Raw genomic sequence first — 18,778 nt, forward strand, 5'->3', positions numbered from 1 at the left:
TATATCTTCAGCCGTTTTTATATCAGAGTTATTCAAAATTAATTTTACTAATTCATCTCTAGATAAAGACATAGCCTGTGCTCCCTTCATTTGATAATTTATTATATCATCCTAATGGAGTTTACACAGACTATTTTACACTCTCCGATTTTAATATTTTTCTTATTCACTTGACTTGTGCATTAATTTGAGAAATTTTTATATGTACACCAATCCATAAATTACTTTAACAAAATTTTATAAAAAAATAGCATAGATATCCCGAATATGTTAAGTTTATATTCCGACACCAAACCTAATGAAGTTAATATGTGCTGACAACAATATTAAACCATAATGAAGAAATAAACAACTATATTTTAGAATTAAATTTACCATATTTCTCTGAGTTAAATAAACATATGATAAATTTAGCTTTTGGAATAACCGTCACCGAAGGTATTAAGAATCTTTCTTAAATCTATAGAAAGCTTACTTGTAATAGGCATAGAAGTAGAGATTCAAGGTTCCTAAGCTCATACTCATGGAATCATGAGTATGTTACGGATGAACGAATATTTCATGCTATCTCTGAAATCTCCAATACATCGAAAGATGATGATGATGGATTTCTAATTATTTATGATACTTTAAGTAAAAAACGATATCTCTACAAAACATATAGAAGGTTTAGATTTTCATAATTCCCATGCAGATGGAAATAAGCCTATGTGGTCTCATTGCTTGGTAGCATCTCATTATACAATTAATGATTAGTCAATTCCTTTAAACTTTAAACAGTATCAACGTAAAAAAGTCTTTAAGAATAATCCTAAAAAGTTTAAGGGTAAACAACAACTCGCTATAGAATTGATAAATGAATTTACTCCAGCTACAAAAACTAATTATCTGCTGATTGATTCATGGTATACCTCAGCAAAAATTTTGTTTCACGGTTTAGTAAATGGTTGTTACTGCATAGGAAGAATTAAATCTATTAGAGTTATATATCCTGCGGGCATTAAAATCGGTGTTGATAAGTTTTTAAAGCACATTATGCCTAATGAAACTAGCATTGTTACAGCTAGCAACAATAAGTATTATGTTTATAGATACGAAAGAAAACTTATTGACATCGAAAATGCAGTTGTGCTTATAAGTTGGAGTAAACAAGATTTATCTGATAATACTTGTTTTCTACTAAGTACAAATATATCACTAGATAATCAAACTATAATCTCTTACTATGAAAAACGCTGGAATATTGAAGTAAGCTACAGATATCATAAATCATCTTTTGGTTTTGATAAGTTTCAAGTCGAATCCTCAAAATCAATAAATAGATATTGGAGTATGGTATTTCTAAAATATACTTTTCTAGAAATTTTCAGAGTAAAAAGTAGTAAGGTACTCAAATTAAAAACTTTAGGAGATACAATACCTTACTTTCGTAACAGATATTTGGTACAAATAGTTAGGCTTGCATATGCCTGTGCAGATAACGGGATAGGTTTAGATTCGGTTATTTTCAAATTAGGACTAGTAGCTTAAAGTTTCTCTATTTAGTGCACAAGCCTAATAAATTAATATAGAATATATAGTGTAAAGCTAATGCATAGCTTGTAGTGAGTTTATCTATTTGATATAATCATAAGAGTAAAAAATAACATATAGTCAGTTCGAAAGCCTCCTGACTTAAAATAAAACTACGGTTAAATAATTGATGATAATAAAGATTAAATTAATTTGTTGTTAATGGAATCTTTTATTTTTGTTGAGTATATTTATCGTAGGATTTTTCCTGCGATTTTTTTATTTTCTAGGAATCTATATTGAAGCAAAATTTGTGGAGATTTTGTTCTTTGAGGGTACGGAAATTATGGGAAAGGTTGATTAAGCAGGTTACATTTAAAAATATTATTAGTAAAATGGAGGAGTTTATATGAATAATAATAATACAGTGAAAAGGCTAGTTAAAACAGCTATCATAGCCGCACTTTATGCAGTTATAACGCTTGTTCTGGCACCAATAAGCTATGGTCCTATACAATTTAGAGTCTCAGAGATAATGGTACTATTAGCATTTTTTGATCCCTTTTATATTGTAGGCCTTACTCTTGGATGCTTTATTGCAAATATTCTTGGACCTAATGGTTTAGCAGATATAATATTTGGTACTTTAGCAACATTTATTAGTGTTTATGCTGTCTCAATTACGGAAAGGTTTGTAAAGAGTAAGAAAACATCATTAATAATAGCATCGCTTTGGCCTACCATTTTTAATGGAGTAATAATTGGATGGATGCTTAACTATATTTATCAATTTCCACTTGTATTATCGATTGGAGAAGTTGCAATTGGTGAGTTTGTTGTTGTTACAATAGTTGGTGTGCCAATTGTGAGGTTTTTACAAAATAAATATGGCAGTTTTCCTTTATTTTGTAAAAATTAAGAATGAAGAACTGATATTTATAAAATAATGCCTATCAAGAAATATTGCAGTAAAATTTTTATTGCAATATTTTTTTATACTTTTTACAAATTGTGATTTTAAAAATGGAATTATTAAAATAAATAGCATGGATATTAGAGAAATAAATAAATATTTAAGAGCAATCATTCAGTAATAAGCGTTTAAAAAATTATTATTGGATTTTTAATTATTATGTTAGGAGAGATCAAATCATAATTATTAAAATAGGGGATGTTAGCTGGAAGTAAGCCGATTTTATTGCAAGTAACAAAAACTCAATAATAAACATAAATATAGCATATGTAGAATATTTATGAATAGTGATTTAAATTGATTTATAGATTAATCTATACTGTTACATATTAATTATTGGAGGAATTATAATTAATTTTCAAGTTTGACATGAATATCCCCCTACTCTATAATTTAATTACACAATTTTGAAAGAACAAGGAAGCGAAAATTAGTATGATAAGTGTTATCGAAACCGCAATTATAACTATAATAATATCATTTATATCTGGATTACTGTTAGAGTATTATAAAAATCTGGCTCCTAAAATATTATGTAATATAGGAGAAGGTGTACAGTTAGAATTAAATAACAAAAAGATATGTGCATATGTTCTTAATATCAGAAACATATCTAATAAAACAATTCATAAGTTGACCTTAAACATACAAGGGTTACAAAATGACTTGAAAATTGGAGATGCTCAAATAACGAAAGGCTTGAAATTTGATTCTTCAATAGAAGATAACATTTTAGATGTATATATACCTTTCTTAAGTAAAAATGATGAGTTTTCAGCCACTCTGTATGTGGAAAGTAAATATGGAGAGTATAAAAAGCCTGTTGTAACAATTAGGTCACCTGAAGATTTTAAAGAGATAGAATCAATCGAGCAAGGAGGAATAATATCCTCATTATTTAACATGCCTAAAAATATAAATAAGTTACTTTGTAATATAATGAAAACTGATAAAGATTCAACCTGCAATAGAGGACGCAGATCTACAGTTAATAAAGGACAATCTACTAAGAAAATAGTTAGTAAAGAAAATAGTAAGATATTTGGTGGAGGTAAAAACTCTGGTACCAATAGAAAAGCTCTAATAGCTATTATATCAATTATTTTAATTATAAGCATTGGAGCATTAGGAGGATTATATCTTCAGGAGATGTCCACTAATGCAAAAACTTCAGATGAAAAGACTGAAGTTCAGAAGCAATCAACGAGTGGATTACAGTCAGAAGGTGAACAGACTAAAAATGCGAATGAAAAAGCGCCGACAAGTGGAAAAAATAAAAATTCGGGAGTAAAAGTTTCAGGTAATGGAACCAATAAAGATTCAGGTGCAAAAACATCGCAGAATGGAGATACTGGAAACACAGATACAAAGGCACAAGCAGGTGGAGTGCCAGAGAATTCAGATATAAAAACATCAACAGATGGAAATAGTCAAAGTAATACAGATACCAAAGCATCAACAAGTGGTGGAACAAATGGAAGCACAAACTTAAAGCCACCAGCAGTCACAGCAACTGAAAATACAGATGCAAAATCATCAACAAGTGGAACAAATGGGAATGCAGATCAGAAAACATCTACAGATGGAACTACTAAAAATGTGGATACAAAGCCATCGACAGGTGGAGCAACTGTAAATTCAGGAAATTAGTGTGAAATGCATTTTATAAGTGATTAGTAGAATAATAACTAGCATTAAAACAGCAGTTTTTTTGATAGTTGATATTTTAGTAATTCTTTAAGATTATGTCTACTATTTTCTATAGAAACCTATGTGAATCTAAATTTTAGATTCACATAGGTTGTTTTTATTTTAGTGAAGCATTAAATGTATAATCATGGGATTAACCATAGGTCATGATAATTACGTTACAAAAACATCAAACCAAATAGTGTTACAGTAAGTACAAAAAAAGTGAACCTCTTCACCATCATACATAAGGATATAATAGTGAGGGGGATTTTTTAGATTTACAAGAGTTAGTATATTTACAGGGCAATGGTTTTATATGAAAAATTAAAATTATAGATTTTATATGTTATATTGAAGAACTTATATTACATTCGTAGCGTTTTAGTTTATGGCAGGGATAGTGAGAGTAATTTATTTATCGCAAAATATATAGTTAAGGTATAGTTTAACTTGAGAAATAAATGTGAATATTTTATATAAACAGTATACTAAGTCTAAGAAATTAAACTATAATGATTAATGTTAAGTAAATATTATAAAAAATTGGAGATATTATATGAATAAAATAGATACCTTAAAAATTTCAAACTATGATAAATTTAAGTGCATAGCTGATAAGTGCAAGTTCACATGTTGTGAAGGATGGGATATTAGTGTAGATAACGATACATATAATAAGTGGGAAAATGATAAATCTAATAATATCTTAAATAATGTAAAAATAAAAAGATATGAAGGTAAAGATGAATATTTTATAAATAAAGAAACTAATAAAGCATGTCCATTATTAGATAATCAAGGATTATGCAATATAGTAAAAGATCATGGTGAAAATTATTTATCTTTAACTTGCCAAAGTTTTCCTAGAATAGAGAATGTTTTTGAGGATAGAAGAGAGCTTTCATTATCATGTGCGTGTCCGGAAGTGTTAGAACTTATAGGCCGTGAAACTGGTAAAACAAATATAACCTCAGAAAGTAATACTAGCTTAGAAAGTAATGTATTGGAAATTAGAATTAGAGAAGCCGTTATAAGCATATTACAGCAAGAAAATTTTTTGTTAGAAGATAAGCTTATTATCAGCTTTCAAATGCTATTAACTATTTTAGAAAATGAGAATCTTAGAAAAGATGCTTTATTAGAAGAATTAGAAAAATATAAGAATAGGGATTATGTAAAAGAGCTTATCCATATGTATAAGGGGATGAAGATAAACATAAATGATTCGATTGAGGAAGTTAATAATTTATTTTTAGATATTGTAGAGAATTATAAAGAAGTTCATCTTTTTCATATTCTTTTAAAAGATGTTGTTAATTTTGCAGAAAATACTAAAATAAAAAAACTTTCATCCAAGTGGAATGATTATAAAATTATATTTGACCAATATAATGCATTTATTGAAAATTGTATTATATCTAAAATTTTTAGTAATTGTATCAGCAATGATATAGAAGAGATGATTATTTCTCTTCAAATGATTATATTAGAGTATTTAATGTTAAGGTATTCCTTATTTCTAAAATATTGTGTGGACAAAGAAATAAATGAAGAAGATATAAAAAATTATATTTTAGCTTTCTCAAGAATCATAGGTAATAATATTGATGCCATGATGGAATTTATTAGAGATGGTTTTGGAGATGATGTTTTAGAAATAGGATATTTGTGTTTTATAGCTTTAGCCTAATATTTGATGAAAGATAAAATTAAAAGCAGTTGCCCAATTCTTAAAATTTTAAAATTGGGTGGTCTTAGGTTTGATTTTAAATGTAAAATTGTAGAATAGTGCAGGATATATTTAGTATAATGGAGTGTATGAGGTGATGTTTTTGAAATTAAACATTTTTTTGGGCTTGGTACTATTATTATTTTCGTTAACATTAATTTATATAGGATACTTTTCATGGAAAAAAAATAAATTATACGTTTCAATGTCTTTGATTCCTGTATCAATTTATGCATTAGGATATGGATTTGAAATATTATGTACAAGCATTGAAGGGGTGAAATTCTGGATTAAGGTAGAATATTTAGGTATTCCATTTATAGTTGTATTTTGGTTAATGCTTGCACTTAATTTTACCGGATATAAAGAGAAATTTAAAAAGAATATTTTATTATTACTATATATAATACCTTCGATTACATTTATTCTGAATTGTACAAATGATTTTCATCATCTATTCTATAAACAACTATATATGAATGATACTGGAGCTTTTCCAATGGTAGGGATAATAGAAGGGCCTTGGTATTGGATACATATTGCTTATACATATACTCTAATGATTGTAGGATTAATATTATTTATAATAGCATATTTAAAAGCAGTATCAATTATTAGAAAACAAATTTTAATTATAATGATTGCGTGGTTAATTCCCTGGATTTCAAATATCATTTATATACTGAAAGTTTTACCATTTAGTCTTGATTTGTCTCCATTTACGCTTTCTTTTTCAGGAATAGTTTATAGTTTTGCCATATTAAAATTTAAATTTTTAGAACTTACCCCAATAGCATTAAAGAAAGTATTTTCCAGCATGCTAGAAGGCGTTATAATATTAGATTCTGAAAATAATATAGTTAATTTTAATGACTCAGCAAGAAATATTATTTTGGAGCTAAAAGATATAGGTGAAGGTGAACAAAAAATTGATGAAGTATTTAGGAAACATAAAACATTATTAAATGCTATAAAGAATGGTTCTAGCAATGAAAGCTTAATGAGTATAGAATGCGAGAAACGGCTAAAATATTATAAGATAAATATAAATAATATATCCGAAGATAATGGGAAGGTAATTGGTAAAATACTAATCTTGACTGATATTACTGAGATTGAAGTGCAAAGAAAAAAAGTATACGATAATGCGAAATTTCTTCAAACACTTATTGATGCTATTCCTAACCCTATATATTCTAAGAATGAATATGGAGTATATAATCATTGTAATGTAGCATTTACAGAATTTTTGGGAATGAGCAAAGAAGAATTCTTGGGAAATACCGTTTATAATATTTTTGAAAAGGAATCAGCGGAGATTTATAGTAATTCAGATAAGAATCTAATGAGTCAAAAGCAATCGCAAGCTTATGAAGAAAGACTCACGCATAAAGATGGCACATATCATGATGTAATCTTTAATAAATCAGTTGTTGTAAATGAAGATGATAAAGTTAAAGGATTAGTTGGTGTTATAATAGACATTACGGAACAAAAGAAGAACAAGGAAAAGATAAGTAAATTATTGAAATTAAAAGAGTCAATGCTAAAAATAGGATACTCAATTAATGAGATATCTAATATTAATAATTTATTGCAGTTAATATTAGATGAAGTTATTAATTGCATTGATAGTAGAAGTTGTGGATCGGTATTGATTTTAGATAGAGACAAAAATTTAAAAATAGCTGTAGCTAAAGGCTATGCTTTGGAGGATATTAAAACATTTGAATTAAAGTATGAAGAACATTTTGCATGGGCTAATGAGAGAAGTAATATAAATAAAACTACTATTTTTAATGATATCCATAAAATAAAAAATATAAAAATGCTTGATACAGCAGAGGGGATAAAAATAAAATCTATTATTAGTTCACCGATTATTATAAATGGCAAGTTATATGGATTTTTGAATATCGATAGCATTTACAATAATAGCTTTAATGAAGGAGATTTAGAATTAATGGAATACATGAGAGCTCAAGTTTCTGTTGCAATTACTAATCATAAACTTCATGAGCAAACTTTATATTTATCTAGATATGATAAATTAACTAATGTATGTAACAGAACATGGTTTGAACAATTATTTCATACTGAAATTTGCAATGGGAGTAAGAATATAGAAGAATTTTTTGCTGTAGTTTTCGATTTAAATGATTTAAAGCTAGTTAATGATAATTACGGTCACTTGGCTGGAGACGAATTGATTAAGGAATTTTCAAAAGGTTTGAATACTTTGGCTGGAGAGTGTGACATTATAGGAAGATTTGGTGGAGATGAATTTGTGGGAATTTTTGTGAATTCACATTTAGAAAGTTTAACTAATAAATTTGAAGGCCTGATTAGAAAATTTAAGAACTGTCCGTTAGTATTTGAAGGAGACCAAATTGTTTGTAGTTATAGTTATGGTATTGCTAACTTCCCAATAGATGGAATTGAATTTGATGAATTAATAAAAATTGCAGATAGGCGCATGTATGAGTATAAGCGTAAGCTAAAAAGTAAAAGAGCATTATTAATAGGAGTATGATAAAAAAAGGCCAATGATTTATTAAATAATAAATCATTGGCCTTTTAAAATTTATATAAGATGCCAAAGCATCTCTAATTATCTTTCTAAATAGTTATTGTATTACTTAAGATTACAGATCGAAATACAAGAAATTTAGAGTAAATACTAAAGTAAGAGTACAATCTGTTCATTGACAAATAGATTCATTAGAATATCTGACTAGCAATTAACAATTTTTGGTGAAGTTCTTAATGTTATCTTTTATAAAATTTTATAATTGTTAAGCTAACTTACAGAAAACTTTATTATAATAAAATTTATAGATACATTTTTATTTTTTATTTAATCAATATTATTGTGGACAAGGTGCATTTCCATGATTATATAATAGATTTTTAATAAAGGAGTTTTCATATGTCAGCGTTAATTAAAAGGATAATATATTTAATATTTATTTTTTTTATAGGACTCTTTATAGGATCATCATTTTTTGTTAGGGCAAAGTATAATACTTTTTTATATGGAGATAAGCCAGTTCTTCAAAATCAAAAACTTGGTATTTTTATATTCATGATATTAATTTTAGTCTTATTAAGTGTATCTTTGTATAGAATATGCTTAAAGCTTAACAGATATAGCAAGAAAATAGTAATTCCAGTAACTCTGGCATTTAGTTTTATTATTCAAATGACCATTATATTTTTATTTACTAAATTACCGACAGCTGATTCCCAAACAGTACTATCCTTAGCTTTAAATATGTTGTATAGGAATGATTATTCGTCATTTCAAAGTAGTGGATATTTATGTATGTTTCCTTTTAATTTTTCAACTGTATTGTATTTGAAAACTTTATTAACTATATTTCCGAATAACTATTTAGTTCTTAAAATTTTCAATATTTTATTTACCCTAGTTACGAGTCTAATCATTTATTACATATATAAAGAGCTAAATTACAAATCAAGAGATAATGATTATGGAGTTTTGATATTTGCATCAACCTATATACCATCTTTATTTATGAGTAATTATATATATAACGATATTATAGCGACAACATTACTTACCAGTTCTATATATTTTTTTATAAGATTTGTAAAGGAAGGATCAATTAAATATATTGTAATTGCTTCAGTGTGTTTATCAATAGGAAATTATTTTAGAAGCGTAGGAACTATTGTTTTAATAGCTGCTGTTTTTTATATTTTACTGCAAGTAAAGAAGACTGGAGTTAAAAAGGCAATAACATCATTCTGCATATTAGGAGTGCTATTTAATATTCCAAACTGGAGTCAAAATTTGATTTTGCAGGAAACAAATGTTGTGAATGAATCTGTTAATAAAAATTCTGCGCCGATATATATGTGGATTAATATGGGGATGAATGAAGATACGATAGGTTATTGGGATAATATGAAAAGTTACAATATATATCAAAGACAGGCAAGATATAATAAAGAAAAAAGTACAGAGTTATTTAAAGAAGAAATTAAAAATAAATTATCAAATATGGGTTTCGCTGGCTTAGCAAAAATGTATTATAACAAGATTATATGGACTTGGACAGAAGGGACATACCAAATTGAGACTTTTGGTATTGGTAATCAAGCAGTCAGCTCATCTCAGAAAGTTGGAAGAGAAGAAAAAGTATATAGCTATAATACTTTTGCGACTGAACTATTTAAAGGAGATTCTGTCTATAGAAGTGGATTACTTTGGATTCTATACGTAATGAATTTTCTTATGTACTGTTTTATATTCATTAGAATGATAGGTGTAATAAGGGAAAAGAAATTTGACGAAGTGCTCTTAGTTGTAGTGTTTTTAGGATTCGTTGGATTTTATGTTTTATGGGAAATAAAATCTAGATATATTTATCCAACATACCCTATATTGATAATTTTATCATACATGGGATTTAAAGATGTGTATGAATTTATTTCAAGAAGAAGTTTTATTAAATATATGTCATCAATTAGAAAGGGGTTGTAGAGATATGAAGAAAGTAATATATAGTATAGTCATAATTATGTTATTGTTTATTTGGTCAGTAGTATTGATTTCGTGTCAAGCAATCACAGCTCAAAATATAAACATTAATCCTGCAGATGGATTTAAGATAAATCAAGGAATGAATGGTGGTCCTAGCATAACAGGAAAGGCGGGAATGGGTGATAATGCCCATAAAAATCTAAATAATCACTAGATTTTGTATGGAATATTTCAGTTGCAAATTAGATATAAAGAACAGAACAATATAAATAATTGGGAATCTGCTGTATAATTTATATATACTAGTAAAAAAGCAAGGAGGTTAAAATGAAAAAATACAGGCAGATTATAAGAAGAAGTATATTTTTATCAATGATATCTAACCCAATGTTTGTATTAATATATTGTATTTCGCTTTATGAATTATACACATTTTCTAGGTTTGGAAGATTTCATAATAATATTATTATATTATTGGGATGTTTAACATTCCTTTTAGTGTGGTTTATATATGCAATAATAAGAAGTATAAGAAAGTCTATAAGTGTGCCGCAACAGATTATAGAAAAATATAAATTTAATGAAAGCAATATAAAAGTTTTACAAGAAGACGAACTAGAGATAGATTTTCAAGATATAAAGTCATTTAGAATAAATAGGAAATATGCTGTTATAACACTTAGAAACAGAGATATATCAATTTTAAGTATGATAGATAGAACAGATGAAGAAATAGGCGTAATAAAAAATACCTTAAATGAGGGAAATATTTTTAAATCAAATTATAAAACTATATGGGCGTATATAGCTATAATAGTTATAGCAGTCACAACATTATTTTATGGAGCAAAAATATATAATGATACAATAAGCTATAACGGAAAGCTTTCACGGTTTTTAAGTGATTTAAAGAACAAAAAAACTGTGAAGTTTGAACATAACAATATATATGAAAGTGGAATAGAAGGTATTTTTACAGACATTAATAAAGATATTCATATGCCAGATAAATTGTATGTTTCAAGTAACTTTAATCTTAATTTTAATTCGGATGGAAGAATTACGTCCTTTGATACATATCTTTATGGAAAAGATAATAAGGGTAAGTTAGAAAGCTATTTAATAAGTTATAATAATGACAAATCAGATAAAATAACAATATATTTAAATGGGTATGCAAATGCTGATTATAATGAAGATAAATTGTTAGAGCCATTGCTAAGTACAATGAAAGCTATCCCACTTAAGGATACAGTGAGCAAATGGAATGAAAATAGATATGGGATTCTTTATTACGGCAACCGAAGTTTTGGGTATAATACTGATGGAATTATTTATATTAATCCAGAAGGGAGTACAAAAGCAGCTTCAAATGCTTCTTCGGAGATAATAGGTTATGCTGTTTCAGTATTCGTACCTGGTAAAGAAAAAATATATACTCCTGCTAGATATATTTTAACAGAAGATTTAAATAACATTAAGACGCATACGCCTTTAAAAGAAGACAAAGATAAAAGTATTTCTCAAAAATCAAATAATCAGGATGAATTTTATATGTCTGATCAAGTTGGTTATAGGTTAGAAGTGACTGGAGCTGCAGCTGGAAGCAGATCGTACTCTTTGAAGAGCACAATTAATGGCGGAAATACATGGACAATTGTAAATGAAGATCCTTTTGCAGGGAAAACAGGAGTGGCAGCTGGAATAAGTTTTTTGAATGATAAACTTGGTTTTTTATGTTTATCTCATAGTGGTGGCAGTAATGGAGAATTGTATCGCACCGAGGATGGCGGTGTATCTTATAAAAAAGTAAGTTTTCCAGAGAGAAAAGTAACACTAGATAATGGGGAAGAATATAATCCTTTTGATTTGCCAGATATGCCTTATGAGCAAGACGGAATCCTTAATATTTTAATAGGTCAGGGATCTGATGGAGATTATAATGGGGGATGCAAGGCTTTGTATGAATCAAAAGATGAAGGGTTAACATGGGAATATGCAAAAGAAGTTGATAGTAAATGATTTTTAGTTTTTTTATTTCCCATATAGTAATCCAAATTTTAGCGTAGTGAGTTTGGTAAAAATCCCTATAATTAATGACAACTGAAAATCTAGATAATTGGGTTTTAAAATATAAAATAGGAATGTGATGGATTAATATGTATATAAATTGTTCATTACATTCCTATTTTATATATATTTCTATGATGATTTATAGCTTTGGTTTCAATAATAACCGAGTTATTTATTATTTTCATGATGAAAGACCTAAGACAACAGGAGTAGATTTATATCCTAGCCCAATTCTATCAATTCCCATATCAATCAATTTTAGAAAGTGCTCTCTTGTCTTTATGGCACCTGAGGCCTTAATTTTACAGCGATCCTTCGCAGTATCCATTATTATTTTTATGGTTTCAGGTTTAGCACCTTTACTAGCAAATCCTGTTAGGAAATTAGTTGATGTCTTAATAAAATCAACACCAGCTGAAATAGCGACTTCTGTAGATTTTTTTATTTGATCTAATGTTAAAGCATCAGTTTCAAAAATTGCATTTACAAGAATATCATAATCATGACACACATCAACGACAGCTTTTATATCTGCCTCAACTGAGTGCCACAAATTACTTCGTGTCCATCCACAATTTGCAACTATATCAAGTTCATCAATTCCTTGCTTGCAGCATTCTTCTGCTTGTAAAATTTTTGAGGATGTTGCCGATGTACCAAAAGGAAAATCACATACAACACATATTCCAGTTTGAGTTTCAGCTGTTAACTCTTTAGCAATATTTATTGAGGATGGATAAACACAAACTGTTTTGCATTTATAATCTACACCTTTTTGAATATACTTTCTAATTTCATCTAAAGTAAATTCAGGCTTCAGAACTGACTGATCAATGTAAGCTCCTAATTCTTCTATAGTCATTTCAGCAGCTTTTTTTGTTGGTATCATAATCTCCGATAATACCTATTTAGTATTTAATATTCTTATGTAGTAACTATACAATATTGAATATTATTTAGGTATTCCTCCTTTTGAATATATTATAATGTAGTTTTACTACAATGTCAATTGATATAATGTAGTAAAACTATTTACAATATAAAAGAATTATCTTAAAATAGTATTTAAGGAAATATTGAATTTGTAGTTTTACTACATTAGTGTAATATATATTTAAGGAAAACTGCAAAACAAAGGATGTGGATGAATTGAACCATACTGAGTCTTACGAATATAAAATAAAAAATATGTATAATTTACTGAGATCATCTGAAAAGAAAGTAGCCGATTATGTATTATTAAACGAGCATTCTGTTTCTACAATGACTTTAGCAGAGCTTTCTCGTGAAGTAGGGGTGAGTGAGCCAACAATTATACGTTTTGTGAAAAGTATAGGTTGTAGTGGATATAGTGAATTTAAGATGGCATTAATGAAAGAGTGGGGAAGGGAATCTGTAGATAAGCAGTACGATTCCAAATTACTAGTAGAACTTCACATTGATAGAGATGAAAAAATAGAAGATGTGCCAGCAAAAATGATCGGACTTACTATAAGGGCTTTGGAAGATACTTTAAAAATAATTGATATTGATAAATATAAGAAGGCAATAGAAATGATTAGAAGCTCAAATATCATTGATGTTTACGGTGTGGGAAATTCAGGAAGTGTTGCTAGTGATATTAGAAATAAATTTTTGCGTATAGGATTAGATTGCAGAGCATACTCTGATAGCAATATACAGCAAATCTGTGCAAGCCATCTAACAAGTAATGACCTTGCGATTGGTGTGTCGCATTCAGGAAGCACTATAGATACTGTAAATGCTTTGAAAATAGCAAAAGAATCTGGAGCAAGAACTATTGCATTAACAAATTTTAAAGCTCCAGCTATTTCTGAATATGCAGATATAGCATTTTTTACTGGTGGTGAAGAAACTACATTTTATAGTGAAACAATGGTTTCGCGCATATCACAGTTAGCCATTGTGGATATGATTTATATGGGAATTTTGTTAGATGATTATGATTTATACACTAAACGCCTCGAAAAGATTAATCTTTTACTTAAAGAAAAGAATTATACAAAGAAATAAGTAACATAATTAGAGGTAGTTAAGTCAAACAAAAATAGTACATATAATAAAGAAGATGTTTCTTTGTTATATGTACTATTTTCTATTGGAACTACCTTTTAGTAAAAAATTTAATCAATTACTAACTTTTGCTTAAATATCAAAAGTGTATGCCATATGAATTTTTAAAGCTAATAAGTATTATAGTACTTCTAGTACTTCAACTGAATATTTTTCACCTGGGGCATTGACTTCAACAATATCTCCAGCTTTACTTCCAAATAATGCTTTACCTAAATCTGATTCTATACTTATAAGCATATTTTCAGGGTCGACATCCATGGTTGTCACTAGTGTTATAACATCTTCATCATCATCATCAACAAATCTAATTCTAGCTTTGCTGTTAATTCCTAGTACTGATCTATCTATACTATTATCATCTATTACAGTTGCAGTTGAAATCATAGTTAATAGATATTGGATTCTATTATCATTTTCTCTATAGTTTCTACAAGCCTCTTTATATTCAGCATTTTCTGATCTATCTCCGTGAGCAGCAGCTACTAATTTTTCTTTTGCTATCTCAGCCCTTTTAACTGTCATTCTATAATCTAATTCTTCTCTTAACTTTTTTATATTTTCTTCCGTTAGAATATTATTCATAAGAAAGCTGACCTCCTAAAATGTATTATGAGAATATTATATAATATATAAGAGAAAAAGTTAAACCACTTAATACCTTTTATTTTTTAATTAAATGCTAATGATAATATTTTATGAAAACATTGACATGCAGTTATAGATATGCTAGAGTGAAAAATATGATATAGTATTTGACTGGTAGGTAGGCATTAACTATACATAAATATTTATTGAAGATGTTTATGTTAGTTGATGTTTTTTTGCACAAAAAAGGCATAATATAGCATTAATAATGTGCAAAAATAATCCTATGAAGGAGACGAATTATGAAAGACAAAGTTTTTGGCGTTTTGCAACGTGTAGGAAGATCTTTTATGCTTCCAATTGCTATTTTACCAGTGGCAGGTTTATTTTTAGGTATAGGTGAGTCATTCACTAATAAAACTATGCTTGATACTTATGGACTTACGGGATTAATTGGACCTGGCACATTTGTTAATGCACTTCTTTCAGTAATGAATGATGCAGGAAACATTGTATTTGAAAATTTACCTTTAATATTTGCAATAGGTGTTGCAATAGGCATGTCTAAGAAAGAAAGAGAAGTTGCAGCGTTAGCAGCAGGAATTGCATTTCTCATAATGCATGCATCAATTGGCGCCATGATTAAAATTCATGGTGGGACAGAAGCCCTTTTAAGTGGCGCATCAACTGAAGTACTTGGTATAATTTCATTACAAATGGGCGTTTTTGGTGGGATTATCGTAGGGCTTGGTACAGCAGCATTGCATAATAGGTATTATAAAATTGAATTACCACAAGTATTATCGTTTTTTGGTGGAACTAGATTTGTTCCTATTATAAGTTCAATTGTCTATTTAATAGTTGGAATTTTAATGTTTTATATTTGGCCTCCAGTTCAAGGTGCTATTTACAAAGTTGGAAATATAGTGCTTGCATCAAGTTATGCAGGGACGTGGGTTTATGGTTTGATGGAACGGTTACTAATACCTTTTGGGCTTCATCACGTATTTTATTTACCATTCTGGCAAACAGCCGTTGGAGGTACAGCTGAAGTAGGAGACAAAGTTATTGAAGGTGCTCAAAATATTTTTTTTGCAGAACTAGGAACGCCAGGAATAACACATTTCAGTGTTTCTGCAACAAGGTTTATGTCAGGTAAATTTCCGCTTATGATATTTGGTTTGCCAGGAGCAGCGCTAGCCATGTATAAATGTGCTAAACCAGAAAAGAAAAAAGCAGTAGGTGGGTTATTACTATCAGCAGCATTAACTTCAATGCTTACTGGTATAACAGAACCAATTGAATTCACATTTCTATTTGTAGCACCAGTATTATATGGAATTCACTGTGTGCTTGCTGGACTTGCTTATATGTTAATGCACATGTTAGGTGTTGGAGTAGGTATGACCTTCTCAGGTGGATTTATTGATTTATTCTTATTTGGCATTTTACAAGGAAATGCTAAAACAAGCTGGATGTTGATTGTTATTGTAGGAATCGTATATTTTGTAGTATACTATTTATTGTTCACTTTCTTAATTAAGAAGCTTGATTTAAAGACTCCAGGTCGTGAAGATTCTGGTGAAATTAAACTTTATACTAGAAGTGATATAGAAGCAAAGAAAAATGATCAAAATGAAGACGCAGATGAACTTTCGGCTATGATATGCAGAGGTCTTGGAGGAAAAAACAATATTTCTGATGTTGACTGCTGTGTAACTAGACTGCGTTGTACAGTACATAATTCTGAATTGGTAAATGAAGCTTTATTAAAGCAAACTGGAGCATCAGGAATATTTCACAAAGGTGTAGGTGTTCAGATCATGTATGGCCCAAGAGTAACTGTTATAAAATCAAATTTAGAGGACTACTTGGTTACAGCACCAGATAATGAAACTTCTAGTTATACAATAATAAAAAAAGATCCTAAAAAAGATACTGAAGAAGGTATTGAAAAAGAAGCTCAAGGAAAAGTTATAAGTACAATAATTTTAAATAGTCCATTAACAGGTGAAGCAAAGGATTTATCTGAAGTACCAGATGAAGTATTTGCAAGCAGGATAATGGGAGATGGAGCTGTGGTTGTTCCAAGTGATGGAAATGTTATAGCGCCAGCAGATGGAGTAATAAGTTTTGTATTCCCATCAAAACATGCAGTAGGGTTAACAACAACTGATGGACTTGAATTACTTATTCATATAGGAATAGATACAGTAAAGCTTGATAGAAAAGCCTTTGAAACTTATGTGGAAGAGGGAGATAAAGTACAAGCTGGAGATAAGATATTAAGCTTTGACTTAGAATTTATAAAAGATAATGCACCATCTATTGCATCACCATGCATATGCACTGCATTGAATAGTAATCAAAAGGTACGTTTGTTGAAAACTGGAGATGTAAAAGCGGGAGAAGCTTTAATTGCAGTTGATGTATTTAAATAATATATAAAGATGAGGAGGCATAAAATGTTTAGAGTGATAAAAGCACTAAATCATAATGGTGTACTCGCTATAAATATGGATAACTATAAAGAGTATATATTGCTCGGAAAAGGTATAGGTTTTGGCAAAAAAGTTAATGAACGTATTGAAGCTCCAGAAAATGCACATATATATCTTTTGCAACAAGAAACTGAAAGAGGATTGACTAAGGAGATAATAAACAATATAGAGCCTCAGATTTTAGAAATTGCGAATAATATTATTATGGAAGCAGAAAAGAAATTTCAGGAAGTAGACGAGAACATTTTATGCCCACTTGCAGATCACATTGCATTTGCAGTAAAAAGAATAAAAGATAATGAACAAATTAGCAATCCATTAACACAAGACATCAAAGCTTTATTTCCAGAAGAATATGAGGTTGCATGTAAAGGAAAAGATATTATCAAAGAGATAGAAGGCATTGAAATAAATGAAGATGAGATTGGCTATATAGCACTTCATATTCATTCAAGCCTAGGAAATGAAAAAGTATCACAAGCAATGCAAGTAGCAATGTTAGTTAGGTCATGTATTACGTCTATTGAAGAGAGTACAGGAAAGACAATAGATATTGAATCATTATCCTATAATCGTCTTATGAACCACATCAAATACATGGCAGCAAGAATGCTAAAAGGGGAAACAATAAAGCTTGATATGAATGATTATATTAGTGAAAGATTTCCAAAATCATTTGAAATTGCTGAAGACATATGTATGAAATTGGGCAAGGAGTTAAGAAAAGAGATTAAAGCTGTAGAGATAGGATACCTTGCAATGCATATTGAAAGAGTATTCTCGGATGAGTTAGAGGATTAAAATATATATAATACGATTTTAATAAAATTATAAAGATTTAATGTTACATTTTATTGAAACTAAAGCCTCGTGATGATATATCGCGGGGCTTATTTTATTCTTTAGGAAATTAAAATTTGGTAAAATATATGGATAAATTTTTGAACAGATCAATTAATTCGGTTTAGTGTTTTAAAAGAATAAAAAACAAATCATATTCTCCTGCTATATTTTTCTCACATGCGTTCGAAAATGCAGATGCGTAAAAAAATGTCCAGCTTCAAAGTCACTTGGGATTTTGTTCTTCTTCAAAAATTAAAACAAAA

General features: G+C 28.7%; 12 protein-coding genes and 1 pseudogene. 11 read left to right on the top strand and 2 right to left on the bottom strand.

Annotated elements, in window-relative coordinates; translation table 11 throughout:
- Positions 1 to 311 precede the first annotated feature (311 nt).
- The 8 genes and pseudogenes from T483_RS29340 (at position 312) to T483_RS0117065 (ending at position 12,438) form a co-directional block, all read left to right on the top strand.
- A pseudogene (locus T483_RS29340) lies at positions 312 to 1,530 on the top strand (IS701 family transposase).
- Positions 1,531 to 1,921: 391 nt separating this feature from the next.
- Positions 1,922 to 2,431: a QueT transporter family protein gene (locus T483_RS0117035; RefSeq protein WP_026887930.1), complete on the top strand. Its 510-nt coding sequence runs from the start codon at positions 1,922 to 1,924 to the stop codon at positions 2,429 to 2,431.
- A gap of 489 nt (positions 2,432 to 2,920) precedes the next feature.
- Positions 2,921 to 4,135, top strand: coding sequence for a hypothetical protein (locus tag T483_RS0117040; RefSeq protein WP_026887931.1), 1,215 nt, complete (start codon positions 2,921 to 2,923; stop codon positions 4,133 to 4,135).
- Positions 4,136 to 4,733: 598 nt separating this feature from the next.
- Positions 4,734 to 5,867, top strand: a complete 1,134-nt coding sequence (gene fliB, locus T483_RS0117045) for a flagellin lysine-N-methylase (RefSeq protein ID WP_026887932.1) — start codon at positions 4,734 to 4,736, stop codon at positions 5,865 to 5,867.
- A 136-nt stretch (positions 5,868 to 6,003) separates the two neighbouring features.
- A complete protein-coding gene (locus T483_RS0117050; protein WP_026887933.1) occupies positions 6,004 to 8,439 on the top strand; it encodes a histidine kinase N-terminal 7TM domain-containing protein in 2,436 nt (811 codons plus the stop codon).
- A gap of 396 nt (positions 8,440 to 8,835) precedes the next feature.
- Entirely contained in the window at positions 8,836 to 10,416 is a 1,581-nt protein-coding gene (locus tag T483_RS0117055) for a glycosyltransferase family 39 protein (RefSeq protein ID WP_026887934.1), read from the top strand.
- Between the two features lie 4 nt (positions 10,417 to 10,420).
- The gene (locus T483_RS0117060; RefSeq protein ID WP_026887935.1) at positions 10,421 to 10,630 is read left to right on the top strand and encodes a hypothetical protein; all 210 of its coding nucleotides are present in this window, start codon (positions 10,421 to 10,423) and stop codon (positions 10,628 to 10,630) included.
- A gap of 113 nt (positions 10,631 to 10,743) precedes the next feature.
- Entirely contained in the window at positions 10,744 to 12,438 is a 1,695-nt protein-coding gene (locus tag T483_RS0117065; protein ID WP_026887936.1) for a WD40/YVTN/BNR-like repeat-containing protein, read from the top strand.
- A gap of 232 nt (positions 12,439 to 12,670) precedes the next feature.
- Here the strand turns inward: T483_RS0117065 and deoC are convergent, their stop codons facing one another.
- The gene (deoC, locus tag T483_RS0117070) at positions 12,671 to 13,378 is read right to left on the bottom strand and encodes a deoxyribose-phosphate aldolase (protein WP_026887937.1); all 708 of its coding nucleotides are present in this window, start codon (positions 13,376 to 13,378) and stop codon (positions 12,671 to 12,673) included.
- A 251-nt stretch (positions 13,379 to 13,629) separates the two neighbouring features.
- Between deoC and T483_RS0117075 the strand changes: the two genes are divergently transcribed.
- Positions 13,630 to 14,523: a MurR/RpiR family transcriptional regulator gene (locus T483_RS0117075; RefSeq protein ID WP_242841879.1), complete on the top strand. Its 894-nt coding sequence runs from the start codon at positions 13,630 to 13,632 to the stop codon at positions 14,521 to 14,523.
- A 180-nt stretch (positions 14,524 to 14,703) separates the two neighbouring features.
- On the opposite strand, the gene T483_RS0117080 is transcribed toward T483_RS0117075, so the two are convergent.
- A complete protein-coding gene (locus T483_RS0117080) occupies positions 14,704 to 15,168 on the bottom strand; it encodes a GreA/GreB family elongation factor (RefSeq protein ID WP_026887939.1) in 465 nt (154 codons plus the stop codon).
- Between the two features lie 305 nt (positions 15,169 to 15,473).
- Here T483_RS0117080 and T483_RS0117085 point away from each other — a divergent pair, with 305 nt between their 5' ends.
- Together T483_RS0117085 and T483_RS0117090 are read left to right on the top strand one after the other, a co-directional pair.
- Positions 15,474 to 17,612, top strand: coding sequence for a PTS transporter subunit IIABC (locus T483_RS0117085; protein ID WP_026887940.1), 2,139 nt, complete (start codon positions 15,474 to 15,476; stop codon positions 17,610 to 17,612).
- A gap of 24 nt (positions 17,613 to 17,636) precedes the next feature.
- The gene (locus tag T483_RS0117090) at positions 17,637 to 18,473 is read left to right on the top strand and encodes a PRD domain-containing protein (protein WP_026887941.1); all 837 of its coding nucleotides are present in this window, start codon (positions 17,637 to 17,639) and stop codon (positions 18,471 to 18,473) included.
- Positions 18,474 to 18,778 lie beyond the last annotated feature (305 nt).

The organism is Clostridium beijerinckii HUN142, assembly GCF_000621745.1.
In the GTDB taxonomy this organism is placed as follows: Bacteria; Bacillota; Clostridia; order Clostridiales; family Clostridiaceae; genus Clostridium; species Clostridium beijerinckii_A.